The organism is Rahnella sikkimica, assembly GCF_002951615.1.
In the GTDB taxonomy this organism is placed as follows: domain Bacteria; phylum Pseudomonadota; class Gammaproteobacteria; order Enterobacterales; family Enterobacteriaceae; genus Rahnella; species Rahnella sikkimica.
Genome location: NZ_CP019062.1, coordinates 2,425,609 through 2,450,461 on the forward strand (window position 1 = coordinate 2,425,609; position 24,853 = coordinate 2,450,461).

Consider the following 24,853-nt stretch of genomic DNA (forward strand, 5'->3'; position numbering starts at 1 on the left):
AATGCGTAAGCAGTGGCTTGGAGCTGTCATTATCGGTTTGCTGTTAAGTGGCTGTGCCACTGACGAAACTCAGCAACAACAACCGGCCCCGCAACAAGCCTACAATGGCCCTGTGGTGGAGATCGGCGGGGCTGATCCGCGTTACGAACCTTATAATCAGGGCACGATGCAGGATTATACCGTTAACGGTAAAACCTATAAAATCGTCAAAGACCCGTCAAACTTCTCACAAGTGGGTCAGGCTGCCTGGTACGGTCAGGAAAATGGCGGCAATACCACCGCAATTGGCGAAGAATTCGACCCGACGGCCATGACGGCGGCGCATCCTACTCTGCCAATTCCAAGCTATGTGCGTGTCACCAATATGGCAACCGGACGTATGCTGGTTGTGCGTGTGAATGACCGCGGTCCTTATGTTCCGGGCAAAATTATTGATTTGTCTCAGGCGGCGGCAGACCGTCTGAACCTGACCAACAGTACCAAAGTGCGTGTTGATTTCATCAACGTTGCACCGGACGGAACGATGTCTGGCCCCGGCACCATCGGTACGACCGTCGCGAAACAATCATATGCCCTGCCGTCACGTCCAAGTCTGGGTGCCAGTGAGATGGGAACCCCTACGCTTTCCGCTCAACCGGTGAACACCTCTGACGTGCGTCCGATCAGCAACAGTACGCTGAGTAATCCAAACGCAGCACCGCTGACCAATGATGAAGACAACAGCAACAACGGCAATGTGCCCGCTGCCACAACGATGTCCGGCAACAGCGGCGGCGGGGGTTTTCTGAGTGCTCCAACACCATTGCGTGCAGGAGTCCTTGAAGGCAGCGCACCGGCAGCGCCGGTGATGACCGCCAGCACAGCACCGGTTGTCGCCTCTGCGGCTCCGGTTGCCGCCGCACCCGCGCATACCACCGCTATTCCGGGCTCTGGCTTCATGGTGCAGGTCGGTGCGCTGAGCAATCCTCAAAATGCACAGTTATGGCAAAAAAGCCTGAGTCAGCGTTTTAACGTTCCGGGCAAAGTGCAGGCAAACGGCAGCACCTACCGCGTTCAGCTTGGGCCATTCAGCACCCGCCAGCAGGCCGTACAATTGCAACAGCGGCTCGCCAGCGAAGCTCAACAGCAGTCTTTTGTCACTGCCAGCATGTAGTCATTATCCGGGGCTCAGGCCCCGGACTTATAAATCCCCTGCCTTATAAGTCCCATGCCTTATAAGTAAAAGTCAGTAAGCGCCGGTAATCGAAGATGTCTGACTTATGACTCTTCTGCTATAGTGGCGCACGTTTATCACTTACCTCCACGGATGTTGTTGTCCCGATCATGAAACTTGTAAACACTTCACGTTTAGTCAAAAGCCTCGCATTTGGCACCGTTATCACTTTCAGTGCAGCGTCCGCTTATGCCGACGATGTTAATTTAAAAACAATGATCCCTGGCGTTCCGCAGATTGATGCTGAAGCCTATGTCCTGATCGACTACAACTCCGGCAAAGTATTGGCAGAAATGAATGCCGATGCGCGTCGTGACCCTGCCAGCCTGACAAAAATGATGACCAGCTATGTCATCGGCCAGTCCATCAAAGCAGGCAAAATTTCTCCAACCGATATCGTTACCGTCGGCCCGGACGCTTGGGCAACGGGTAATCCGGTGTTCAAAGGTTCTTCGTTGATGTTCCTCAAACCTGGCGATCGCGTGCCGGTTTCTGAACTCAATCGCGGCATCATTCTGCAATCAGGCAACGATGCCTGTGTGGCAATGGCCGATCACGTTGCCGGAAGTCAGGATGCGTTCGTCACCATCATGAACAACTACGTGAACGCGCTGGGCCTGAAAAATACCCATTTCGGTACCGTTCATGGTCTGGATGCCGCCGGTCAGTACAGCTCTGCACGCGATATGGCGTTGATTGGCCAGGCGCTGATCCGCGATGTACCGGAAGAGTACGCGACCTATAAAGAAAAAGAGTTCACCTTCAACAATATCCGCCAGATGAACCGTAACGGTTTGCTGTGGGATAACAGCCTGAACGTTGATGGTATCAAAACCGGCCATACCGATTCTGCCGGTTATAACCTGGTGGCATCTGCAACAGAAGGCCAGATGCGTCTGATTTCTGCTGTGATGGGCGGCCATACCTATAAAGGCCGTGAAGTTGAAAGCAAAAAACTGCTGACCTGGGGCTTCCGTTTCTTCGAAACCGTTTCTCCGCTGAAAGCAGGTAAAGAATTTGCCTCTGAGCCAGTCTGGTTTGGTGATACCGATCGCGTGGCGCTGGGCGTTGAGAAAGATGCTTACCTGACCATTCCGCGTGGCCGCATGAAAGATTTGAAAGCCAGCTATGTGCTGAACACACCGGAGCTGCACGCGCCATTGCAGAAAAACCAGGTTGTGGGCTCAATCAATTTCCAGCTTGATGGTAAAACCATTGATGAGCGTCCGCTGGTTGTGATGAACGAAGTGAAAGAAGGCGGTTTCTTCGGCCGCATCGTCGATTATATCAAGCTGATGTTCCACCACTGGTTCGGGTGAGTTGTTTGCTTGAAAAAGTTTGCAACAATCCCCATATAACCGGTATAGATTATAACTCCCGCTACGGCGGGAGTTATACTTTCAGAGATAATACTTAATACGCTGGAGTGCACATGAAAACCAAACTGAACGAACTGCTCGAATTCCCTTGCTCCTTTACCTATAAAGTAATGGGCCTGGCACAACCCGAGCTGGTGGACCAGGTTGTGGAAGTCGTGCAACGCCATGCGCCTGGCGACTACAATCCTCAGGTAAAACCGAGCAGTAAAGGGAATTACCACTCCGTTTCAATTACGATCACCGCCACTCACATCGATCAGGTCGAAATCCTGTATTCAGAGCTGGGTAATATCGAAATTGTCCGCATGGTGCTGTAAGCCCTTTCTGACCGACCCGCGCGCGAGAAATTCTGTCGCGCGTTTTACCTCTCTCTCTACTGACGATAACTGCCGTGCAATCACATAATCCGCAAGAACGTATCGTACTGCGCCAGCTTGGCCTTCAGCCGTATGAACCTGTCTCTCTGGCCATGCACCATTTCACTGAACACAGGAACGCCGACTCGCTGGACGAAATCTGGCTGGTTCAGCATTCGCGCGTATTTACTCAGGGTCAGGCAGGGAAAGCAGAGCACGTTTTAATGCCCGGTGATATTCCGGTCATCCAGAGCGATCGCGGTGGTCAGGTCACCTATCACGGACCCGGCCAGCAGGTGATGTATGTGATGGTCGATTTAAAGCGTAAAAAACTGGGCGTTCGCCAGTTAGTGACGGCAATCGAACAAACCGTGGTGGACACGCTGGCGCATTTTTCTATCGATGCCTATCCGCGTGCCGATGCGCCAGGTGTTTATGTCGATGGCAAAAAGATTTGTTCCCTCGGCCTGCGCATTCGTAAAGGCTGTTCGTTGCACGGTCTGGCATTGAATATTGATATGGATTTAGAGCCGTTCCACCGCATTAACCCGTGCGGGTATGCTGGTTTGGAAATGACGCAGGCCAGCCTTGAGAAGCCCGGTCTGACCGTCGATCAGGTCATGCCGGTTCTGGTGAAATCATTCAATCACTGCCTGGATTATCAGCACGTTGATTATCTGCCCTGGCAAATCGAGCGGTACGCGACTTCTGCGCTATAATTTCAGTGTTTTACCATCAGACTTATCAACGTTTTAGCAGTTTTACTTCGTATTCTGGTTTACTATCACTCACTGAACTTCTTAGCATTTTATCGCTTACGGATAAGCACACTTCCCGGCTCAATACCGGGACAGTCCTTCACACTGCCGGGAAATATTTATGGATGATAAAGATATTAGTGCCAGCCTGAATAAGCTTCGAAACCTTGATCTCAATTTGTTGACCGTTTTCGAAGCCGTATATTTGCACAAAGGCATTGTTCACGCCGCCAAAGCGCTGAACCTGACACCGTCTTCGGTGAGTCAGTCCATTCAAAAGTTACGCAATACATTTCCCGATCCTTTGTTTATCCGCAACGGACAGGGCATCAGCCCGACCGCGTATGCCATTAATTTACATAAGCACATCAGTCAGGGATTGAATGCAATTCTCACCGGTCTGGACTTCACACACGATAATGACAAATCTCGCGTTCTGACCATCAGCTGCTACCCGTTTGTCGCGTTGCAGACGTTTCCGCTGATCCTCAAAGAGCTGATGAAAATTAACAGCAGCTACACGCTGAAACATCTGCCACTCACGGATCCGGAAGATACCCTGATTCAGCATCGTGCCGATTTAGTGATTGATACCGGACCGCTTTTCAACAAATCGCTGAAAGGCATCCGGCTGATGTCTGATACGACCGTGTTTGTGTGCCGAAAAAATCATCCGACGCTCAAAAAAACCATCACACTTGAACAGGCGCTGACCATGCCGCAAACCACGGTGATGACAAACGCCAGTGACCTCAAACGTATACAATTTGAGATCAGTGATTCATTGCCAGACCGCCCTATTGTGTTCACCAGCTACAACGGGATCAATATTCTCTCGATGGTTTCCAGTACGGACTTGCTGGGTATATTGCCCAAAAGAATGGTCGAACTTCTGAAGGACAGTTTTCCGGTCGAAATTCTGGAATCTGATATTCCTGCGATATCATTTGATATCACGATGTATTACAACAAAACGGCAAAAAGCGATAAAACGCTGAGCATGATCATTGATGCCATCCATCAGGCTTTTTCGCAGGCTGAAACTCTTTCCTCTGACTAAAACGCAGAGGCTGAAAAAATATTTACACACCATTAACACCAAAAGAAGAGAACATTGAAGTGGCTTAAAAGGTTATGTTTATCAAAAAATTAACCGATAAATCGGGATGTTTTTTAAAGAAAAAAGTCACCATCAGGTTAAAAAAATGCAGCATTTAGCACTTCAGGTCATGTGTAAGGGCTGAATCCGGTGATGCTTCAATGATATAATTTCCGCATTATTTCTACTTTTTTTGATGAATCAGCCAGTTCATTGAATGTCCTGAAAAAACTCGAGTTACGAGAGACGAACCTGGAAGCTGCTAGATTATGAGTAAACCGATTCAGATGGAACGCGGCGTCAAATACCGCGATGCAGATAAGATGGCGTTAATCCCGGTGAAAACCGTGGTCAGTGACCGGCAGGAAATGTTACGTAAGCCGGCTTGGATGAAAATCAAACTGCCTGCGGACTCAACGAAAATTCAGGGCATTAAATCCGCACTGCGCAAAAATGGCCTTCACTCCGTTTGTGAAGAAGCCGCATGCCCGAACCTTTCAGAGTGCTTTAACCACGGCACCGCGACCTTCATGATCCTCGGCGCAATTTGTACCCGTCGCTGCCCGTTCTGCGATGTTGCCCACGGCCGCCCGACGGCGCCGGACGCCAACGAGCCGGAAAAACTGGGTCAGACGATTGCCGATATGGGTCTGCGTTATGTCGTGATCACCTCGGTTGACCGCGATGATTTACGTGACGGCGGCGCACAGCACTTTGCCGACTGTATCACGGCGATCCGCGCTAAAAACCCGACGATCAAAATCGAGACGCTGGTGCCTGATTTCCGTGGACGTATGGATCGCGCGCTGGAAATTCTTAACGCCAGCCCGCCGGACGTGTTTAACCATAACCTGGAAAACGTGCCGCGTGTTTACCGTCAGGTTCGTCCGGGCGCTAACTACGAGTGGTCCCTGACGTTGCTGCAACGCTTTAAAGAAGCGCATCCGGAAATCCCAACCAAATCAGGCCTGATGGTCGGTCTGGGTGAGACAAACGAAGAAATCATTGAAGTGATGCGCGACCTGCGTCGTCACGGCGTCACTATGCTGACGCTGGGCCAGTATCTGCAGCCAAGCCGTCACCACTTGCCGGTGCAGCGTTACGTCAGCCCGGAAGAGTTCGATCAGATGAAAGAAGCCGCAATGGAAATGGGCTTCACGCATGCTGCCTGTGGTCCGTTCGTGCGTTCTTCTTATCACGCCGATCTGCAAGCCAAAGGGCTGGAAGTTAAGTAATATCTGGTTACGTATTGATACCAAAACGCAAAAAAGGTTGTTCGCAAGAACAACCTTTTTTAATGCATGAAGTTAAGAACCGGAATTTATTCTGGAAAAAAACTCAGTCTTTGTGTTCTACACGTTCGGCTGGTTTTTCTTCGGCAGTGGTTTTTTCGGCTGGAGTTTGATCATCACTCATGGCTTTTTTGAATCCACGCAGCGCAGCGCCCAGGTCGCCGCCCAGAGAACGCAGTTTGCTGGTACCGAACAACAGAACGATCAGCACGCCGACCACCAACAGTTTAGTAATACTTAGACCTTCCATACATACCTTCTTTACACTGAGCGCTGAAATACAGCAGTGATGTTTTGCCATTATTAACGGCCATTCGCGACGTTAATACAACCCGAATATGTAACAGAACGGATCCAGAACTGTGCGCATTGTGACCAGACTAAGCTATTATGAGCCTGAATGGCACGCTCATAAAGTATTTCAGTTTTTAAAATCTGTAAAACACCTTCAAATTTGATTTGGACCTGATTTATTAGCCCGGGTTAACTGACCCTGTAATGAGAAACGATGCCGAAAAAGCTTCATACGACTCTGGTTAACGATACTCATCATTCCGGAATGCGTTTTGCCAAAAGGACTTATTTGCCGCGCATTGTCGGGCTGGGCACGGGCAGTTTTTGTGTCGGTTCGGTGATAATTGAACATTCAACGCCGATCTGGCTCTGGGCCTTACTGTTTTTAAACGGTTTTATCTGGCCGCATATTGCCTACTGGAAAGCGAAGCGCTCAGCGACACCGTTTATCAGTGAGATTCATAACCTGCAGGCCGACGCCATTTTCGGTGGAATATGGATTGCGGTAATGGGTTTCAACGCCCTGCCCTCCGCCACTATTTTTGCCATGATGGGGATGAATAATATCTCGGCGGGCGGTCAGCGGTTATTCTTCCGGTGCGTCATTGCACAAATCACCGTTGCCATTTCGCTGCTGTTAATCGCAGATATACCTTTCAGACCGGAGACGACACCGCTCCAGCTCTATCTTTGCCTGCCGATGATCATGATTTACCCGATACTTCTCGGTAACGTCACCTACCGCACCTCGCGAAAACTGGCCGAACATAAACAGGCCATCATGCAAATTAGCGTGCGCGACGGACTGACCGGGTTGTACAACCGACGTCACTGGGAATCGTTGCTCAATACCGAACTGGAAAGTTTCCGCCGCTACCGGCATAAAACCACGCTGGTGCTGATCGACATCGACCACTTTAAGGCTATTAACGACAATTACGGTCACAGCATCGGCGATCAGGCCATTATTCTGCTGGCGCAGGAATTACAACACACCCTGCGCGCGGCCGATATTATTGGCCGCTATGGGGGTGATGAGTTCGCGGCAATTTTACCGCACAGCACTGAGCTACAGGCCCGGCGTGCGATAGAACGTTTGCAAAGCCGTCTGGATAACAGCCTGTTTCCGCAGCATCCTGACCTGAAAATCCATATCAGCGCAGGCATTGCCGAATGCGATGACGTTCAGGAAACCGCGACACACTGGCTGAATGCCGCCGATCATGCATTGTATGAAGCCAAAAAAAACGGGCGAAACCGGGTGGAAACGGCAAATTAACTTTGCAGAGTTCCCGGTTTCAGCCCGTGCTACTTTCCCGCTATCAACGTCAGATAAAGCGGCTGAGGAACGCCTGCGTACGCGGATGCTGCGGATTGACCAAGACTTCATCCGCCGCGCCCTGCTCGACAACATAACCGCGATCCATAAAGACCACCCGGTCCGCCGCCTCTTTCGCAAAGCCAATCTCATGCGTAACCACAATCATGGTCAGCCCTTGCTGCGCCAGATCACGCATTGTCGCCAGCACTTCCCCCACCAGTTCAGGGTCGAGCGCCGACGTCGGCTCATCAAACAACATCAGTTTCGGTTTCACAGCCAGCGCACGGGCAATCGCCACACGCTGCTGCTGACCACCGGAAAGATGGCGCGGATACGCATCGGCCTTGTCGCTAAGCCCGACTTTTTGTAACAACTCGCGGGCATATTTTTCGGCTTCTTGTCTGCTTTCCTTATGCACACCGACCGGCGCTTCAATAATATTTTGCAGCACGGTCATGTGGGGATACAGATTAAATTGCTGAAAAACCATCCCGATATCGCGACGCTGACGCGCAATCGCCCGTTCGGACAATTTATGCAGCCTTTCACCGCGCAGCTCATAACCGATTTGCTCACCGCCCACCATGATGGAGCCACGGTCGATATCTTCCAGATGGTTAATACAGCGCAGAAACGTTGATTTCCCTGATCCGGAAGGCCCCAAGATCACCACGACTTCGCTGGGTTTTACATCCAGATCAATGCCTTTCAGCACTTCGTTATCGCCATAGCTTTTATGCACGTTGCGGGCAACAACAAGAGATGCCACTTCGGATGACTGTGCGTCGGCAGAAAGTTGACTCATAAGTCCTCCTTGCGGGCCAGGCCCGGCGGGTTCATAACAGGGACAGCTTTCTCTTCTGCATTCCCGAGACGGCGTTTAGCACTCGCCACCGTCCGGCGTGTACCGCGGGAATAATAGCGTTCAATCGCCGACTGCCCGAGGTTCAGTACTGACGTAATCAGCAGATACCAGACCACCGCCACCATCAGCATCGGCACCACTTCAAAGGTGCGGTTATAAATGGTTTGTACGGAATACAGCAAATCCCCCATGGCAATAACGCTGACCAGCGATGTGGCTTTGATCATGCTGATCAGCTGATTACCGGTTGGCGGGATAATCGAACGCATCGCCTGCGGAATAATGATCCGTCGCAGCGCGCGTCCACGACTCATCCCGAAGGCCTGCGCCGTTTCAGCCTGACCGTTATCAACCGACAGCAAACCGGCACGAATGATTTCCGCCATATAAGCCGCTTCATTGAGCGCCAGCCCCGCAATCGCAGCGGTCAGCGGCGTGATCAGATCATTGGTATTCCAGCTCATGTACTCCGGGCCAAACGGGATCCCTAAAACCACGCGGGGGAATAACGTCGACATGTTGTACCAGAATAAAAGCTGCACCAGCAGCGGCGTGCCTCGGAAAAACCAGATGTATAATCCGGCCAGTTTGCGCAGCAACAGGCTGTCAGACAAACGGGCGATCGCCAGCATCAGGCCAATAAACACCCCGAGCAACATCGACACCACGGTAAGGCCGAGCGTCACGCCCAGGCCTTTGATGATCGTCGCTTCCGTAAACCATTGCGCGACCACATGCCATTCGAAATTCGGGTTATGCGAAACGGCCCAAATCACATCTGCGGCAATCAGCAGCACAACAATCCACGAAATCCAGCGGCCAATGTTGCGTGGCGCGTGGGAGAACTCAACGTTACGTCGTGGATCCTGCGTATAGTCGTCCTTGACTGCCGGCTTTGAACTATACGTTTTATCAGTCATTTAGGTTGTGCCTTTGCCAGATTGATCCCCGGTGCCGGGATCATGTTGCCTTCCAGACCCCATTTTTTCATGATGATGGCGTAAGTCCCGTTATCGAACAGTTTCTGATATCCCGCCAGAATCGCGTCACGCACAGGAGAATCCTTTGCGACCACCGTTCCCTGGAAAATATCGCCAAAACCGTTGGATTTGCCGGTGCCGGTCAGTTCCAGCTGGCCATTCGCTTTTTCAACGAAATAGGTCAACGGTGCCTGAGAGGAGAAGAAAGCGTCTGAACGGTTGGAACGCACGGCAAGAATGGAGGTGGGCTGGTCAGAGAAAGATTGCACGGTAACCGCCGTTTTGCCGTCTTTCACGCATACGTCAGACTGCTTGCGGATCACCTGTTCAGCAGAACCGCCCGCCATGACGGCGATACGTTTACCGCAGGTATCGTCCAGAGAATTGATGTTTTCCGGATTGCCTTTACGCACGCCGAACACAACGTACTCTTTCACAAAATCAATAAAATCATTCTTAGCCTGACGATCCGGGTAATCGCCAATCGGGCCGATGCCCATCTGATAACGCCCTGCCGCCATTCCGCTCAGGATGCCGGATAAGCCGCTCACGGAAGCGTGCTCAATTTTCACGCCCAGCACTTCTGCCAGCGCATGCGCCAGATCAGCACTCGCGCCGTCCAGACCATTCGATCCGGTCACGATTTCATAAGGAGGAAACGAGCCGTTGTTCACAGAGGTCATCACACCGGATTTTTGAATATCCGCCGGTAATTTGGCGTGAATTGCCGGATCCATCGTCTGAGTCGGGATCGCTACCGTTTCAGCAGCCAAGGCATTCATGGACGTTACGGAAAGTAATGCAGCGGTCAGCACAGCAGCCTGACGTAGTTGTTTTGCCATCATTCTCTTATTCCTCTGTGTAAAAAGTCGGTCTGTGAGTTTATGAATGTTGTGTATTTATAATTAAACCTTCCCTGGCCTGAATCTTATTTACGTCTTTTTAAAACGAGTTCCCTGGTGAGGCGCTCGGTACTGCTTTATTCACCGGACGGTGCAGCCGTTGAGGACCGGCTGCGGTCAGGTTCAGTCATTGCGCAGTTGCGGCAAACCGAAGCGGCGGTTCGCCAGCACAGGCAATACTTTACGGGCATGTGCCAGACGATCTTTGTCCAGCTCAGCAAAAAACAGCGCAGGGGCTTCTGCCGCACGGGCAATCGCCACGCCGAGCGGATCAACCACCATACTGTTACCGATATTACGTTCGCCGCATTCGCCGACGGCGACCATATACGTGGTGTTTTCCAGCGCACGGGCGGTAACCAGCACTTCCCAATGCATTTCTTTCAGCGGGCCTTTGACCCACGCAGCCGGCAAGACCAGCACGTCTGCGCCATCAAGCACCAGACGACGCGCCAGCTCAGGGAATCGCACGTCATAACAGGTCATCAGGCCGACATTAAAACCGGCAACCTCAACCAGGGGCGGCACATCGCTGCCCGGCGTGACGTTTTTGGATTCCTGCGAAGAGAATGCGTCATAAAGATGCAGCTTACGGTATTCTGAAATGATTTCACCATTTCTGATAGAAATCAGCACGTTAAATGCACGACCATCCGGTGCAGGCGTGTGAACGCTCATCATTGTCGTCATCTGATTCCCGCGGCTAGCAGCGACAAGCTGGCTGACAAACGGACCATCCAGCGGTTGTGCGGCTTTCAGAACCAAATCCGGATCGGTGATGTCACGCGCCAGAATACCTTCCGGCAGCACCAGTAAATCCGCGCCCTCTTCCAGAGATTTCGCCATCAGAGAAAGGCAGGTTTCAACGTTGGCTTCCCATTCGCGGGAAACGGCAAACTGACCTAATGCAACTTTCATTTTTACTCTCCCGTCACTTTAGTGTGGCGAACTGAGGGAACAAATCAGCCGGTGTGAGGCGCTGCGCCGTCAGCTTCTGGGTATGCAATTCACGGGCAAAATCGTCGATCATTTTCTCATTGGCGGCGAAACCGTTTGCATTCCAGTCCGATGGCAAATCAACCACCGTGCGACGCAGGTCATCCAGCAGCCACGGTGTGGTATCGGCATATTTCGCGCGTTTATCCATCCAAATTTCATAGGAACGGTCAATAATTTCACTCAGCGCCTGCGGCAGCCATGGATGCTCTTCGGCCAGCGAAGGTTTAATTGCCAGCAAATGAATGCCGGGGATGTAACCCACGCGGTTGAAATAGGCCAGTTCTGCCGCACGGAAATCAGGCTGGAACTGCCGGAAACCGGAATCAGGCTTGAAGAAACCGTCAGGCATGAATGGCGTGAATACGGCGTCCAGCCAGCCTTCCTGCAAGAGTTCCATCATCGGACGTTCTTCCGGCACCGCTTCAATGCGCCCTTCGCGGCCAAAACCGGCCAGTCGATCCACAATCGGATGCGATGCAGTCAGGCGGCCAACGTACCAGTTTGCGTCTTCGATACCGACGCCTTCGAGAGCCAGCAGCGTGCGGGTCCAGGTGTTGCCGGAATCCTGCCAGCCGGTCAGGCCGATACGCTTGCCCGCCAGCTGAGAAAGTTCGGTCAGCGGGCTGTCCTCACGGGTGATGATGCAGCGCTGACGGAAGCCGCGCATCAGGAAATGTGGGATCGCCAGCAGATCGGATTCCCCGCGAGCCCGCCCCTGCGCATAACGGCTGAAAGAGACTTCACCCGCATCATATTTGTCGCTGGTCGCCAGGTTATCCACCAGCGTTCCCACGCGATCTATCTCGAGAGTAAACCCTTCAGGTTTAAGGTCACCCAACGCCAGCGGCGTAAAATAATCCCAGTCACGAACAGCCAGCCTGATGGTAATCGTCACATCTATCCCCTTAAGTGTCAGCATGGTTGATATGCAGAAAGACAACTGTGCGTTCACAAACCTTATCCCAAACGCACCAAATTCTTTTACGAAGGAGATCATGCTCAGCGTAATGTGATTATTTTATCGCCTCCGTTGGCTAAGTTTGATACTAATGGCATAAATTAATATGTACAATAGAATCTTTGTTACTGAACAAAAGGCGAAAACATGGCAGATAAATCCCTCGAAAAAACGCTGGAAGCAGAATGGTTAGCGGCACAATTACAGGATCGTTCGATGCGGGGCATCGCGATTGAAACAGCGGCGATGATCCGGTCTGGCGTCATCGAGATCGGCACCCATCTGCCCGCTGTCCGTGAACTGGCGCAAGCGCTGGGCGTCAGCCCGGCCACGGTATCTGCCGCCTGGGGCCAGCTTCGTCGCCAGAAAGTGATTGCAGGACGGGGCCGCAACGGCGTCTGGGTGTGCGGTGACATGCTGTCACCCCGCCCGGCACGCTTTGAAAAAATCGGTAACTTTGGCGAGCACATTATTGCAGATCTGGCGCTGTCATCGCCCGACCCGGCGCTTTTGCCTGATTTGCGCGAAGCCATGCAACACGGGGTTGGCGCAGATAACCTGAACAGCTATCAGCGCGAAGCCATCGCCCCTTCGCTGCTGGAAGCGGCACGCCACGACTGGCCTTACGACGCACCGGCGTTTATGTCTGCCGACGGCGGATTTGACGGCATGAACCTCACTCTGCAAACCCTGCTGATGCAAGGTTCCGTTGTAGCGATCGAAGACCCGACCGCCACGCGTTTACTGGATATGCTGGATAATCTCGGCGCTCAGGTGATCCCGGTAAAATGCGATGAGTTCGGGCCGACCCCGGAATCACTGAGTCTGGCGTTGTCCAAAAATCCGTCCGCGTTTATTTTTCAGCCACGCACCCATTCCCACTGCGGCCACGCCATAAATGCCGAACGCTATGCCGAACTCGCCGAAATTCTCAGCCACAGCAATACGCTGATTATTGAGGATGATGGCATCGGGCAATTGTCCTGCCATCCGCCCGTCAGCATGGGCAGTTTATTGCCGGATCGCACGGTCCATGTACGTTCTTATTCCAAAGCCTACGGGCCGGATTTACGGCTGGCGGTGATTTCGGGTTCGAAAGATTTAATCAAACAAATCAAATCATTCCGAAATTTCGGGGCGGGATGGTCGAGCCGTATTTTGCAGGAGGCGCTGGCGTGGCTGATCAAAGATCCAAAAACGCAGGAAAGCATTGCTCACGCAAAAGCAGTTTACGCCCGGCGCCGCAAAGCCATGTCTGACGCCCTGCGTATTCGCGGGGTGAATATCCCTGAGCGCGACGGGCTGGCGATGTGGATCCCCGTTCCGTCGGAACAGTTTGCGCTGGTCACGCTGGCCGCACGCGGTATAGCTGTGTTACCCGGCGAACGCAGCCGCATCGGACCAGGTCAGTTTATCCGTATCAGCACCAGTCAGATTAAACCGGAACAGGTCGATTTAATCGCCGACGCCATCGTTCTGGCGCTCGGCGCATGAACATCAGCGGGGAGTCAGCTTTTTCATCAGATATTTAGGTGATTCCTCATACTCCGCGCGGGCGTAAAAAACGTGCGCGCGGACACGACGCGTATGGCTGTGCACTTCCATCCGGTCACAGCCCCGGTCAGCGGCCAGACGTTCGGCTTCATCCAGTAATTTCTGCCCGATCCCTGAGCCGCGAGACTCGCTGCTTACGCACAAATAACTGATACGACAAAATTCGCCGGCAAGGGCAATTTGCGGGATAAAATGCAGTGAGATAAAACCCACCGCGCGGCCTTCACTTTCAGCAACCAGTAGCCGGCTGTCAGGATTAGCGGCCATTGAGACAACCCGTTCCGCGATCGCTTCTGGTGTATTGGGATAATCCAGATCACCGAGTAATCCCGCCAGAATCTGCGCGTCGTTCACATCACCTTCTCTGATTAACATGGCTTGTCCTTGTTAAAATCTGTTTCGAATTCGCGGCTACACAATCGCTATCGCACACTGTAAACTTACCGCCTGCAATATGGAGATGACATTCCTCCCAAACCGCCTTTACCGGCTGATGATGTCTGCGCAATCTCGCGAGAGGTTCGTAGCGTCGTGCCGGGCCTTTCAGAATTTCACTTTTTTTAAGGTTTTTCTATGTTCAGTACCTTTCTTGCCGTGTTGATTGGTGGTGCGGTTGGCAGTGTTGCCCGGTGGTATCTCGGGCTCAAAATGAATGTGATCACGCCCGTGGTGCCGCTGGGTACGCTGGCGGTTAATCTTATTGGCGCATTTATTATTGGTCTGGCTATCGCGATTTTTGGCCGTATGAACAGCGTCGATCCGGTGGTTAAAGCGCTTATCACCACCGGTTTTTGTGGCGGCCTGACGACATTTTCAACATTTTCACTCGAAGTGGTCACGCTGTTGCAAATGGGCCGTTTTGGCGATGCCCTGCTTAACATTGCGCTTAATCTTTTCGGTTCGATTGCCCTGACGCTGCTCGGTTTCATGCTGGTCAGCTGGTACACGGCGCACTGATCCTACCTTCCGGCGATGCCTTTTTTATGACAACAGGCATCGCCGTAACAAATTTGTGACACAGCTTCACATCTCCCCGGCGTTTCTTAATGTTTCCTTCATGTTATCTGCAGATAATGGCAAAACCTGATCAGGTTTATACATTGAGGTTTGCCATGTTTTCTGTTCCAAAAACGTCGTCTGAATTTCTGGTTGTTGCCCTCTGCGTTCTTACCGTATTGGCTTTTTTACAGGCGTACTTTGGATAGACAGATGCGCCCCGCGCGTAAATAGTTCCCCCTCTTTTCTGCCGACGGCGTATTGATAATCAATGCGCCGTTTGCCTTTCTCAAACGGTGCAAACCGCGCTGAAACGAAACGTCACTTTTCGTTCCCTTAATAATACAAATATTTACCTGTTCCTCCTTATTGCCTATAATTGAGAATGATCGTTCACACTCATTTTCCACAGAGGTGCCAGGTATCCATGCTTCACCCACAACTTTGCAGTAAAGACGCGCGCATCAGTGCGCGACGCGACCAGATCATCGCCGCCGCCCGGCTGTGTTTTCGTAAACACGGTTTTCATGGCGCAGGCATGGCTGAAATAGCTAAAACGTCGCAGCTCAGTGTGGGGCAAATTTACCGGTATTTCGCCAATAAAGACGCCATCATCGAAGAAATTGTTCGTCGCATCGTGATGAAGAAAATCCGCCTGATGACCGGCAACGCGCATAATTTGCAGCAGGTTGCTCACAATCTGGCGCACCGCCGGATTGGCAATTTAAGCGCGCCTTACAAAGAAGATCAGTGTACTGAGCAAAAAGAACAGGCAGAAATTGACCACGCATTGATGCTGGAAGTCGCCGCAGAAGCAACCCGCAATCCTGTCGTGGAAAAAATCTGGCGCGATTCAGAAAAAGCACTGTTCAACGAAGCAAAATCCCTTCTCACCGCCACATTCCCGCAATTTTCAGAGGCTGAAATGACGGCGAAAGTCGAATCTCTGGCGGTGATCTGTGAGGGCACCGCATTCCGACGTATGACTACCGTTCACGCCGACGCAGAGCATCTGGAAGCTTTATACAATCGCTACTTCCAGGATCTCTTTGAAACGGATTTAACCACCCGCAAACTGGAATAAACTTTCACCATGAGCGCTCATCTGCAAGAAAAACGCCTCGGTTACGCCCTGGTTCTCGGCTCGCTTGCCGCCCTCGGCCCGTTATGTACGGATCTATATCTTCCTGCATTGCCTGAAATGGCCGGCGATCTCAATACTTCCACCGCCAGCGCGCAGCTGAGCCTGACCGCCGGTTTACTCGGCCTCGGTTTCGGTCAGTTATTATTTGGCCCGCTCAGTGACCGCTATGGCAGGATGCGCCCATTGCTGTGGTCGCTGGCATTACTGCTCGCCACCTCGGTCTGGTGCGCGGTGGCGCAGGACATCAATCAGCTGATTGTCGCCCGTCTGTTACAGGGTATTGCGGGCGCAGGCGGCGCGGTGCTTTCACGCGCCATCGCCAGAGATCTCTATAACGGCCATGAACTCACGCGGTTCTTCGCGTTACTGATGCTGGTGAACGGGCTCGCGCCGATTGTCGCCCCGGTACTGGGCGGTGCGATGCTCAACTGGATAAACTGGCGGGGGATTTTCGCCGTACTGGCCTTTGTCGCCATTCTGCTTTTCAGCTTCTCTTCGCTGAAACTGCATGAAACCCTGCTGCCGGAACGCCGGTCGCAGGGCGGTATTTTCAGCATGTTAGGCTCGGTGTTTAGTCTGCTGAAACATCGCCCGTTTATGGGGCTGTGTCTGACGCAAGGTTTTGTGATGGCCGGGATGTTTGCTTACATCGGCGCATCGCCTTTTGTACTGCAACAGATTTACCACCTCAGCCCGCAGATGTTCAGCCTGTGCTTCGCGATTAACGGTATCGGGCTGGTGATTTCTGCTCAGGTTTCCACGCGCCTCAGCCGTCGTTTCGGTGAAATGGCGCTGGTTAAAGCCGGGTTAGTGATTGCGGCCGTGGCTTCTGTTGCGCTGGTGATTGCTGCCAGCCTGAATGCGCCGCTGGTGACGCTGCTGGTGCCGCTGTTCTTCTCGGTGATGGTGATCGGGATTATCGGGCCGAATGCGGGGTCGCTGGCGATGCAAAGTCAGGGGAAAAATGCGGGGAGCGCGTCGGCGCTGCTGGGCGTGTGTATGTTTGCGCTCGGGGCGATTGCCGTGCCGGTCACCGGTTTTGGCAGTATGCCTGCGCTGTCGATGGGTCTGACAATTTTAGGTTGTTACGCGATTGCGATTTTGATGTTCGTAACGCTGGTACGCAAAAACGCCTAAGGTTTGCCTTTATACCCACCAATGTACAGGCAAAAAAAAACCCGCTTCGGCGGGTTTTTTAAGAAATCGGCTAAAGTCAGATAGCGATAACGTTAGCAGCCGACGGGCCTTTGGCACCATTGGTGATTTCGAACTCTACGCGTTGGCCTTCAGCAAGGGTTTTGAAACCGTTGCTGGAAATAGCAGAGAAATGAACGAAAACATCTTTGCTGCCATCTTCAGGGGTAATGAAACCAAAACCTTTAGATTCATTGAACCACTTAACGCTACCTTTAATCTTAGACATCAAACTTACCTTTACGTGAATGTTGGACACAAAACGTGTGTCAAATACAGTACAGCAACAGATTTAACTTTTGTCCAGAATTCTGATGGCAATAAGAGATAAAGCTCTCACTCTTCACTTTCTGTCGCCGTTTTCTGCTGCCAGAACGGCCTTTAATAGCCGTATGACATCAACCAGTTAGAAAAACGAGTCGTCGTCGTCGTTGCTGTATTCATCCGAATTAAAGTCATCAGAACCGAACCCTAAATTCGAATTATCGTTACGCAGCGAGGCATCTTCCCAGGACGGCACGTTGCTGTCGAAACCCTGCGAGTTGTCGAGGAAACTGCTGTCGGCAGGATTCAGATCCTGCACCGGCGGCTCTTCAATGATATTGACGATTTCCTGCGGCTGACTGTGATGGAACATGCCGGTCAACATATCTGCCAGCACAACCCCGCCCGCCACACCGGCCGCTGTGCGCAATGCGCTGCCCAGAAAACCCGGTGCCTGTGGCGCGGCCTGAGCCGGAGCCTGCTGTTGTGGCGTATATTGTTGCTGCTGAGGTTGTGCGCCCCAGGCTTGCGTTCCCGGAATCGGCTGGCTGCCTTGTGAAGACTGACGCACGGGCTCAGGTTGTGACGAACCGCCACCGAACAGCCCGGCGAGGAAGCCGGTGCTTTGCGGTTTCGCATTCTGCGCCTGCTGTTGCAGCTGTTCGTTTTGCTGTTGCAGTTCCTTCACCTGAGCATTCAGTTTGGTCAGCGCCGCTTCCTGAATAATCATCGCCTGCGCCATGTAATACGGAGCGGACGGTTGCTGGCGGATATGGCCCTGAATCACACGTTCAGCTTCCGCATCACGCGGTGCCGTATTGGACTCAGCCTGTTGTAAGCGACTAAAAAGCCCGTCAATTAAACGCTGTTCTTCAGATTGCATAAATTCACCTTGTTGATGTGTCGCACTACGCCAGTCGGCGTTATGCAGATACAGTAATACAGTTATATTTTTGTATGAATTAACGGAGTGTCAACAAATGTGACGGAGGTAAAATTTGTGCAGAAGAACCGTGACAGGGTTGAAAAACCGCCTGCAAGGCCACAGGCGGGAAGACTCAGAGACTTATTTCTTCGGGGACCAGCCCAGAATGAAATCCTGGTCCGGCAGGTTGGTATAGTTACGCACCAGCTCGTGGTAGGTTTTTGCCGGGTCCAGATTTTTAAACTGTTCCGGATAAATGAATTTCGCCAGATATTCCATCCCGACGATGTTGTACGGGTGGTTGTAGAACTGGTGGTAAACGCCGTAAACGTGCTGGCTGCTGACCGCCGGGATCTGCGCCACACCGGTACGGGAAAGCAGAACTTTCGCTTCTTTGTCGATGCTGGCTTCATTCGCGCCATAACCGAACGGCAGAATGTGAGTCACCGAGCCATTTTTACTCGGGCGCGCTGAACCGGTCATGATGTAAACGTCCGGCTTCATGCTGATAACCTGCTCCAGAGAAACGGTGCCTGATGCACCCGGCAGCAATTTGGTGCCGATATTATCCGCGCCTACCGCCTGAATCAGTTTGCCCCAGCCCGCGTCGCCGTGGGTAAAGCAGCAGGAATCATCACGACCGGCAATCGGCTCGATGAATACATTAGGTTTGTTTTTAATGGCCGCAACGACTTTCTGAATGTTCTGGAAGTGCTCGTTATAAAACGCGGTATACGTGCGGGCATTGTCTTCCTGATTCACAATTTTACCCAGCAGCTCAATGCTCGGTGCCGTGTCTTTTGCCGGATCCGCTTCGTAGTCCACGAACACAACAGGAATATGCAACGCCGCGAGCTTATCCAACACGCCCGCCTGTGCCAGAGAATTTTTAGCACGCACCTGCGCAATCATCAGATCAGGTTTTTTGGAAATTACGGTCTCCAGATCTACCTGTCCTTTGTCGGTGAAACCCATATCCAAAATCTTTGACGACTCAGGCCATTTGCTTTTCAGCATGTCCCAGGTGCCGCTGTCCGTGGTTTTCAGCAGATTATTCCAGGCGACGACGCGCTTAAACGGATCGGATTTATCCAGCACGGCCAGCGCCAGAATATCGCGGCCGTCCTGCAAAATGATGCGCTGTGGCGCTTTATCGAGCGTCACTTTCTGCCCGCTGAGATCGGTAACAGTCAGCGGATAAGTGGTAGCAAAAGTGGAAAAAGAGGCGGCCATCAGACCTGCGACAGACAGCACGCGGGCAGTGTTTTTTAACATGCAAATCCCCGAAAATGAGAATGAATAAGAAATGATTTTGATAATTGTTATCAAATGAAGAGGAAATAATAAACAAGGAATGAATAGCGAGGCAATGGTTTTAAAAGGGAAAAAGCCTGATAAAACATGTCGAAATATGACTGAGCGGAAGATTCCCCCGCTCAGTCGTTATGCGTCACGCGCAAAATTTACGGTTTACGCCCGATGAAATGCAGCAGGAATTCACTCACCAGCGCACGTTTAAACGCCGACTGCGTTTTGTCCGCCGCCGCACTGTGGCCGCCTTCGGTGTTCTCATAGAAATACACATCAGGAATGCCCAGCGCCTGCATTTTTGCCGCCATTTTACGCGCATGGTCTGGCCCGACGCGGTCATCGCTGGTGGCGGTCGAGAACAATACCGGCGGATATTTCTTCTGCGGATCAATATTGTGATACGGCGAGAATTCGCGGATATAAGCCCACTCTTCCGGCTTTTGCGGATCGCCGTATTCTGCAATCCACGAAGCGCCAGCGGAAATCTGCGTGTAACGGTACATATCGAGCAGCGGCACTTCACAGACTATCGCGCCGAACAGTTCCGGATATCGCGTCAGCATATTGCCCACCAGCAGCCCGCCGTTGCTGCCGCCCTGCGCCGCCAGGTGCGCCGGTGAGGTGATTTTGCTGGCAATCAGCGCCTTCGCCACTGAAGCAAAATCCTCATAGGCGCGCAGGCGTTTTTCTTTCAGCGCCGCTTTATGCCACTCAGGCCCGTACTCACCGCCGCCACGGATATTCGCCACCACGAAGACGCCGCCGCGATCCATCCACGACACGCCGCTGACGCCCAGATAATACGGCTCCAGCGACACTTCAAAACCGCCATATCCGTACAATAGCGTCGGGTTTTTACCGTCGTAAACCACGTCTTTGCGGCTGACCACGAAATACGGCACGCGGGTGCCGTCATCGGATTGCGCAAAATGCTGGCTGACCTGATAGCGGGAAGCGTCGAAATGCGACGGATCCTGTTTCAGCAATTCGGCTTCAGCGTCCGCGCCGTTATCCAGATTACCCAGAGAAAGGCTGGCGGGTTGCAGAAAACCACTGACACTCATGAAGTATTCGTTGGTTTTGTCATCCAAGCCCCAGGCGCTGATTTTACTCAACGCCGGCACATGCCCGAACGGCTCACGCAGCCATTCGCCATTTTTTGGGGTCAGCACTTCAAGACGATTCACCACATCACGGGTCAGACTGAGAATGATGTGATCACGGGTATGAGAGAAGCCGTTGAGCTGATCACGGGTTTGCGTCACACCGCTGAGCGCTGAACCGGTATCCGGAACAAACAGCGATTTCAGCGTGCGTTCACCGGCAATAAAGGCATCGAAATTCATCGTCAGCAACGACCCGGATGGCCAGACCTGCCCGTTTACCTGCCATTCGCTGGAAGGCTCGATGAGGATCCATTCCCGCCATGTCGTGAATTTTGCATCAGCCGGAATATCGATTTTGATCAGCGCGTGGACGTCATCCACCAGAAAAACTTCGCGATGATAGAAGTCGATGACCCGCACCACATAATTGCGTTTGTCGTGTTCGCCCACTTCCTGATAGCCCGCAGCCATCATGTCTTTTTGCCCGGCGCTGTAAACCGTCACCGCTTCGCTGAGCGGCGTTCCGCGTTGCCAGATTTTCACAATACGCGGATAGCCGGAGTCGGTCATCGAGCCTTCGCCAAAATCGGTGGCGACAAACATATGGTCAAAATCAATCCAGCTGATACGGCTTTTGGCTACCGGCAGATAAAAACCGCCGGCGACAAATTCTTTAGTTTTCAAATCAAATTCGCGGACTTCGCAGGCATCGCCACCGTCCGGTGAAAGCACTACAAAAGCACGTTCAAACCCCGGTTTCAGGTTCCAGAAGCCGGAGAAAACCCACTCAATATTTTCGGCTTTGCCCAGTGCGTCAACGTCAAGCACCGTTTCCCAGCGCGGTTCGGCTTTGCGGAATTCATCAAGCGTGGTTTTGCGCAGCAGCCCTTTTGGATTTTTCGCATCCTGCCAGAAGTTGTACCAGTCGTGGCCGCATTTCCAGACGCCCGGAATTTGATCCGGGGAATTCAGCCCCTGAAGGACCTTTTCACGGATCAGCTCAAAATCTTCACCCTGCGTAAAAGCAGAGAGCGTGATCGCATTTTGCTCATGTGCCCAGGCCAGCGCTTTTTCGTTGCGCAATCCTTCCAGCCAGATAAATTCGTCCTGCACATTCTCTGGCACTGCTTCGCGTGAATCTGTGGTCATATCGTCGCGTCCTTCCCGTCCTGAGAAATAAATGAAAAGTCAGAGATACCTTTTTTGCTCACGTCATTTCAAGCGTTTTTCAACTCTGTATGTTCTGCAAAATTGCTGAAAATTCCGAAACTGCGATCACAGAGGGTTCTGTCGCCTCCTTTTGTGAGTCAGTTCAAGCATTCGAATTATCTGAACGTCTATAAAGAAATCATTACCTTGTGATGACAAAAAATGACGTGGATCTGAGGTAGAAAGGGGTAACGAAAAATCTGGCAGCAACAGGAAAGGAGCGAGAATATGGAATGGAAAATCATAGATATCCTGAGTATCCCACAGACCGGACTGAAATATATCTGCATTCAGGCGTTTAAAAACCTGAAACTGATCCTGTCTGTGGACAACGACTTTACACTGCAAACCGGCGACACCTTAGAAATTACGCCGGAGGGTTATTCCCTGAACCGCCATCAGGCGCAGAGCCTGAAAATTCATCGCATGATGCCGTATTGTCAGCAACGCTGGCAGTCATTGGGTATTCAGTGAGCGCTTCTTGAATTTCATGAATGAATGCAAAAAAGCCGGTTATTACACCGGCTTTTTGTTGGCTTCTCTTCTGGAATCTGAAATCCCGTCGTGATCACCGAATTCCTGCTCCGGCACATCCAGCCAGCGGTCTTTACGCGTCGCTTCATATTCCTGATTCAGCGGATAATGAATACGGTTTTCGGGCTTATTCGCTTCGCCTACCACCAGCAGACGCACTTCATCATCACTGTTATTGATGAAGGTATGACAAATCCCGGTGCCCTGCGGAAACGCCACGGCATCACCGGGTTTGAGCCGGTGCAGATTGCCATTGATCCACGCATCCGGATAACCTTCCAGTACATACGCAAACTCATCTTCTGAACTTTCTGCATGCGCGTAACAGGTACGCCGCCCCGGCAGCAACCGTTCATGATGAATGCCAATACGCGTCAGCCCCAGCGCTTTACCCAGCGGCGCACCCATCGACATCAGTTCATCATCTCCCGGATAACGGCTGTCATCCGGGCCTTCGAGTTCGCGCCAGTTGGCGATAAAGTCAGGTCTTTCCTTGCTCATTGTGTTCTCCGTTTCCCGCCGGTAACTGAATCCGTTTTACTCAGCCAGCCTCAGTACAACGACGGGGATTTCTGTTGAGTTGAGTAGGTGCTTTGGTTTGAATACGTGTTAACGGCGGCCGGTTTCGGCAGGCACGCAAATCTTATGTGTATTTTATCGCCGTCGTTGCTTTCACCCAGCGTCTGAAATTTTCCGGTACAGAAATCCCAGATTTTTTTGTACGTATCCGCACGACGCTGGCGTTCCAGGACGGAAAATACGGAAGTCGTATAGCTCGCCTGTCCCTGCGCATAGGAAGCATCGAAGTTAGCGGGCCGGTAAGTTTCGGCACCCACGGGTTCATCAATAGATGAGCATCCTGCTAACAAACTCACTGCGGCTACCGTTGCTACCATCATTATTCTGATATTTTTCATTATATTTCCCGAGACATCTTTCATTCTATTCAGTGTAGATGAACAGCGACCTAAGCCCTGCCCGCGCTGCCAATACTGTTTTTACCATTTCTTTTCACGGTCACCAATGCCTGTTCGGCGGCGGCTAACCACTGATTATAATTCTCATGATTTCTGGAGGTTGCCACGCCAATGCTCAGCGAACACTGGAAACCGGAATCCTGCGAAAGCCGTATTTCCGAGGTTTTCAGCAGCAGCCGGTAACCGACTGCATAGGCTTGCTCTTCGGAAATTCCCGGCAAGATCACCACAAATTCATCGCCGCCCAGAATGGCTGGAAAATCATGCGGAGCTGTCTCCTGTCGCAAAATAGCCGATACAGATCGTAAAACATAATCCCCCGCTTCACGTCCAAACAGATCATTCACCATTTTCAAATCATCAACGCCCAGAACCATCAGACAGGCCAGATCCTGCTTTGAGCGTTCAAATTCCAGCATCAGCCGCCGGTCGAGTAAACGCCGGTTTGGCAGCCCGAGAAAAGGATCCATCAGTGCCGCTTTTTCCAGCTCGTGCTGTTTATCACGCAGTTTTCGGGAAATAGAATAATTGGCGGCGCTGAAGGCAATAATGTAAATCGTGGATAACGGCAGCGTCAGCCATAACGTCCGGTCACTCACGTCCGGGTAAATTTCCATGCCCGACAGCGGCCAGCACACAATAAAACCGGCACAATAAAACAATGCAGCACGACGCAGTAATTGCCAGCCTCCTGCGGAAAAACGGTCGGCAATCAAAATGGACGTCAACACCGCAGAAGGTAACGGACACAGCCCCATCAGCGCCACCCATGCACCGCCAGCAATGGCATCGAATGCCAGGTTTCTGAACTCAGCCTGATTAGGATGTTTAGAACGGCGGGAAATCAGCATCGCCACGTGCGGCCAGACAAAAGCATTCAGCACCAGAAAGCCGAGCGGTATCCAGGAAGCATCACGTTCTAAAAGCACCGAAGCAATGGGGAAAAAACAGAGAAAAGTGCCCAGCATGCGCATTAAGTACATTCGGCGTAAGAAACGATCTGAACGCTCACGAACGAGACTTTCATCTGCAGAAAAATATGCCATACCGGAAAAGACTCTTTGATTGATTTTTATTTATAGTAGTCGAGTTAGATATCTCAGAGCTATAGAAAGCACAGGGTTTAATGGACCGAACAACGAGGTTTTTTGGGCTTAAATAAAACGGGTCAGCGAATAGGCGGGCAATTTAGGATAAAAAGACGTAAAAAATCCTGTCCGGCA

At 51.9% G+C, this 24,853-nt stretch carries 26 protein-coding genes and 1 riboswitch; of the genes, 12 read left to right on the plus strand and 14 right to left on the minus strand.

Annotated features, from left to right (window positions below):
* The first annotated feature begins 1 nt into the window (after nt 1).
* The 6 genes from rlpA to lipA all read left to right on the plus strand — a co-directional run bounded on the left by rlpA (nt 2) and on the right by lipA (nt 6,040).
* Complete coding sequence (rlpA, locus tag BV494_RS11205) at nt 2–1,153, plus strand: endolytic peptidoglycan transglycosylase RlpA (RefSeq protein WP_104922944.1); 1,152 nt, start codon at nt 2–4, stop codon at nt 1,151–1,153.
* A gap of 170 nt (nt 1,154–1,323) precedes the next feature.
* Nucleotides 1,324–2,532 carry a D-alanyl-D-alanine carboxypeptidase DacA gene (gene dacA, locus BV494_RS11210; RefSeq protein ID WP_104922945.1) on the plus strand — a complete coding sequence of 403 codons (1,209 nt, stop codon included), beginning with the start codon at nt 1,324–1,326 and terminating at the stop codon, nt 2,530–2,532.
* Nucleotides 2,533–2,645: 113 nt separating this feature from the next.
* Nucleotides 2,646–2,909: a DUF493 family protein YbeD gene (gene ybeD / locus BV494_RS11215; protein WP_104922946.1), complete on the plus strand. Its 264-nt coding sequence runs from the start codon at nt 2,646–2,648 to the stop codon at nt 2,907–2,909.
* A gap of 74 nt (nt 2,910–2,983) precedes the next feature.
* Nucleotides 2,984–3,667 (plus strand): lipoyl(octanoyl) transferase LipB, encoded by a 684-nt coding sequence (lipB, locus tag BV494_RS11220; RefSeq protein ID WP_104922947.1) that lies wholly within the window; start codon nt 2,984–2,986, stop codon nt 3,665–3,667.
* Nucleotides 3,668–3,827: 160 nt separating this feature from the next.
* Entirely contained in the window at nt 3,828–4,766 is a 939-nt protein-coding gene (locus BV494_RS11225) for a YbeF family transcriptional regulator (protein WP_104922948.1), read from the plus strand.
* A gap of 308 nt (nt 4,767–5,074) precedes the next feature.
* A complete protein-coding gene (gene lipA / locus BV494_RS11230) occupies nt 5,075–6,040 on the plus strand; it encodes a lipoyl synthase (RefSeq protein WP_104922949.1) in 966 nt (321 codons plus the stop codon).
* Between the two features lie 103 nt (nt 6,041–6,143).
* On the opposite strand, the gene tatE is transcribed toward lipA, so the two are convergent.
* The gene (gene tatE / locus BV494_RS11235; RefSeq protein WP_104922950.1) at nt 6,144–6,347 is read right to left on the minus strand and encodes a twin-arginine translocase subunit TatE; all 204 of its coding nucleotides are present in this window, start codon (nt 6,345–6,347) and stop codon (nt 6,144–6,146) included.
* Between the two features lie 258 nt (nt 6,348–6,605).
* Here tatE and BV494_RS11240 point away from each other — a divergent pair, with 258 nt between their 5' ends.
* Nucleotides 6,606–7,670 carry a diguanylate cyclase gene (locus BV494_RS11240; RefSeq protein WP_104922951.1) on the plus strand — a complete coding sequence of 355 codons (1,065 nt, stop codon included), beginning with the start codon at nt 6,606–6,608 and terminating at the stop codon, nt 7,668–7,670.
* Nucleotides 7,671–7,719: 49 nt separating this feature from the next.
* On the opposite strand, the gene BV494_RS11245 is transcribed toward BV494_RS11240, so the two are convergent.
* The 5 genes from BV494_RS11245 to BV494_RS11265 all read right to left on the minus strand — a co-directional run bounded on the left by BV494_RS11245 (nt 7,720) and on the right by BV494_RS11265 (nt 12,353).
* On the minus strand, nt 7,720–8,517 hold the full coding sequence (locus BV494_RS11245; protein ID WP_104922952.1) for an amino acid ABC transporter ATP-binding protein: 798 nt from the start codon (nt 8,515–8,517) through the stop codon (nt 7,720–7,722).
* Nucleotides 8,514–9,497 carry an amino acid ABC transporter permease gene (locus BV494_RS11250; protein WP_104922953.1) on the minus strand — a complete coding sequence of 328 codons (984 nt, stop codon included), beginning with the start codon at nt 9,495–9,497 and terminating at the stop codon, nt 8,514–8,516. Before BV494_RS11250 ends, BV494_RS11245 begins: the two co-directional genes overlap by 4 nt.
* On the minus strand, nt 9,494–10,402 hold the full coding sequence (locus BV494_RS11255) for an ABC transporter substrate-binding protein (protein WP_104922954.1): 909 nt from the start codon (nt 10,400–10,402) through the stop codon (nt 9,494–9,496). The genes BV494_RS11250 and BV494_RS11255 overlap by 4 nt, the downstream gene beginning before the upstream one ends.
* A gap of 180 nt (nt 10,403–10,582) precedes the next feature.
* The gene (locus BV494_RS11260; protein ID WP_104922955.1) at nt 10,583–11,377 is read right to left on the minus strand and encodes a deaminated glutathione amidase; all 795 of its coding nucleotides are present in this window, start codon (nt 11,375–11,377) and stop codon (nt 10,583–10,585) included.
* Nucleotides 11,378–11,390: 13 nt separating this feature from the next.
* Complete coding sequence (locus BV494_RS11265) at nt 11,391–12,353, minus strand: substrate-binding domain-containing protein (protein ID WP_104922956.1); 963 nt, start codon at nt 12,351–12,353, stop codon at nt 11,391–11,393.
* Between the two features lie 210 nt (nt 12,354–12,563).
* Here BV494_RS11265 and BV494_RS11270 point away from each other — a divergent pair, with 210 nt between their 5' ends.
* Nucleotides 12,564–13,910 carry an aminotransferase class I/II-fold pyridoxal phosphate-dependent enzyme gene (locus BV494_RS11270; RefSeq protein WP_104922957.1) on the plus strand — a complete coding sequence of 449 codons (1,347 nt, stop codon included), beginning with the start codon at nt 12,564–12,566 and terminating at the stop codon, nt 13,908–13,910.
* Nucleotides 13,911–13,913: 3 nt separating this feature from the next.
* On the opposite strand, the gene BV494_RS11275 is transcribed toward BV494_RS11270, so the two are convergent.
* A complete protein-coding gene (locus BV494_RS11275; RefSeq protein ID WP_104922958.1) occupies nt 13,914–14,345 on the minus strand; it encodes a GNAT family N-acetyltransferase in 432 nt (143 codons plus the stop codon).
* Nucleotides 14,346–14,417: 72 nt separating this feature from the next.
* Nucleotides 14,418–14,480, plus strand: a riboswitch (Fluoride riboswitch).
* A 63-nt stretch (nt 14,481–14,543) separates the two neighbouring features.
* On the opposite strand from BV494_RS11275, the gene crcB reads away from it, so the two are divergent.
* The 3 genes from crcB to BV494_RS11290 all read left to right on the plus strand — a co-directional run bounded on the left by crcB (nt 14,544) and on the right by BV494_RS11290 (nt 17,247).
* On the plus strand, nt 14,544–14,927 hold the full coding sequence (gene crcB / locus BV494_RS11280; protein ID WP_104922959.1) for a fluoride efflux transporter CrcB: 384 nt from the start codon (nt 14,544–14,546) through the stop codon (nt 14,925–14,927).
* A 466-nt stretch (nt 14,928–15,393) separates the two neighbouring features.
* Nucleotides 15,394–16,050: a TetR family transcriptional regulator gene (locus BV494_RS11285; protein WP_104922960.1), complete on the plus strand. Its 657-nt coding sequence runs from the start codon at nt 15,394–15,396 to the stop codon at nt 16,048–16,050.
* 9 nt (nt 16,051–16,059) lie between these two features.
* Nucleotides 16,060–17,247: a multidrug effflux MFS transporter gene (locus BV494_RS11290; protein WP_104922961.1), complete on the plus strand. Its 1,188-nt coding sequence runs from the start codon at nt 16,060–16,062 to the stop codon at nt 17,245–17,247.
* A gap of 76 nt (nt 17,248–17,323) precedes the next feature.
* On the opposite strand, the gene cspE is transcribed toward BV494_RS11290, so the two are convergent.
* The 4 genes from cspE to BV494_RS11310 all read right to left on the minus strand — a co-directional run bounded on the left by cspE (nt 17,324) and on the right by BV494_RS11310 (nt 22,059).
* Nucleotides 17,324–17,533: a transcription antiterminator/RNA stability regulator CspE gene (gene cspE / locus BV494_RS11295; RefSeq protein ID WP_009636912.1), complete on the minus strand. Its 210-nt coding sequence runs from the start codon at nt 17,531–17,533 to the stop codon at nt 17,324–17,326.
* Between the two features lie 177 nt (nt 17,534–17,710).
* Nucleotides 17,711–18,451 (minus strand): DUF2076 domain-containing protein, encoded by a 741-nt coding sequence (locus tag BV494_RS11300; RefSeq protein ID WP_104922962.1) that lies wholly within the window; start codon nt 18,449–18,451, stop codon nt 17,711–17,713.
* Between the two features lie 183 nt (nt 18,452–18,634).
* A complete protein-coding gene (locus BV494_RS11305; RefSeq protein ID WP_104922963.1) occupies nt 18,635–19,768 on the minus strand; it encodes an ABC transporter substrate-binding protein in 1,134 nt (377 codons plus the stop codon).
* Nucleotides 19,769–19,956: 188 nt separating this feature from the next.
* On the minus strand, nt 19,957–22,059 hold the full coding sequence (locus BV494_RS11310) for a prolyl oligopeptidase family serine peptidase (protein WP_104922964.1): 2,103 nt from the start codon (nt 22,057–22,059) through the stop codon (nt 19,957–19,959).
* 288 nt (nt 22,060–22,347) lie between these two features.
* Here BV494_RS11310 and BV494_RS11315 point away from each other — a divergent pair, with 288 nt between their 5' ends.
* Nucleotides 22,348–22,593, plus strand: a complete 246-nt coding sequence (locus tag BV494_RS11315) for a hypothetical protein (protein WP_104922965.1) — start codon at nt 22,348–22,350, stop codon at nt 22,591–22,593.
* Between the two features lie 42 nt (nt 22,594–22,635).
* On the opposite strand, the gene BV494_RS11320 is transcribed toward BV494_RS11315, so the two are convergent.
* From BV494_RS11320 to BV494_RS11330, 3 genes are read right to left on the minus strand one after another with little or no spacing between them, the layout of a single operon-like run.
* The gene (locus tag BV494_RS11320) at nt 22,636–23,154 is read right to left on the minus strand and encodes a cupin domain-containing protein (RefSeq protein WP_104922966.1); all 519 of its coding nucleotides are present in this window, start codon (nt 23,152–23,154) and stop codon (nt 22,636–22,638) included.
* 50 nt (nt 23,155–23,204) lie between these two features.
* A complete protein-coding gene (locus BV494_RS11325; RefSeq protein WP_104922967.1) occupies nt 23,205–23,570 on the minus strand; it encodes a hypothetical protein in 366 nt (121 codons plus the stop codon).
* 50 nt (nt 23,571–23,620) lie between these two features.
* Nucleotides 23,621–24,676, minus strand: coding sequence for a diguanylate cyclase (locus tag BV494_RS11330; protein ID WP_104922968.1), 1,056 nt, complete (start codon nt 24,674–24,676; stop codon nt 23,621–23,623).
* Nucleotides 24,677–24,853 lie beyond the last annotated feature (177 nt).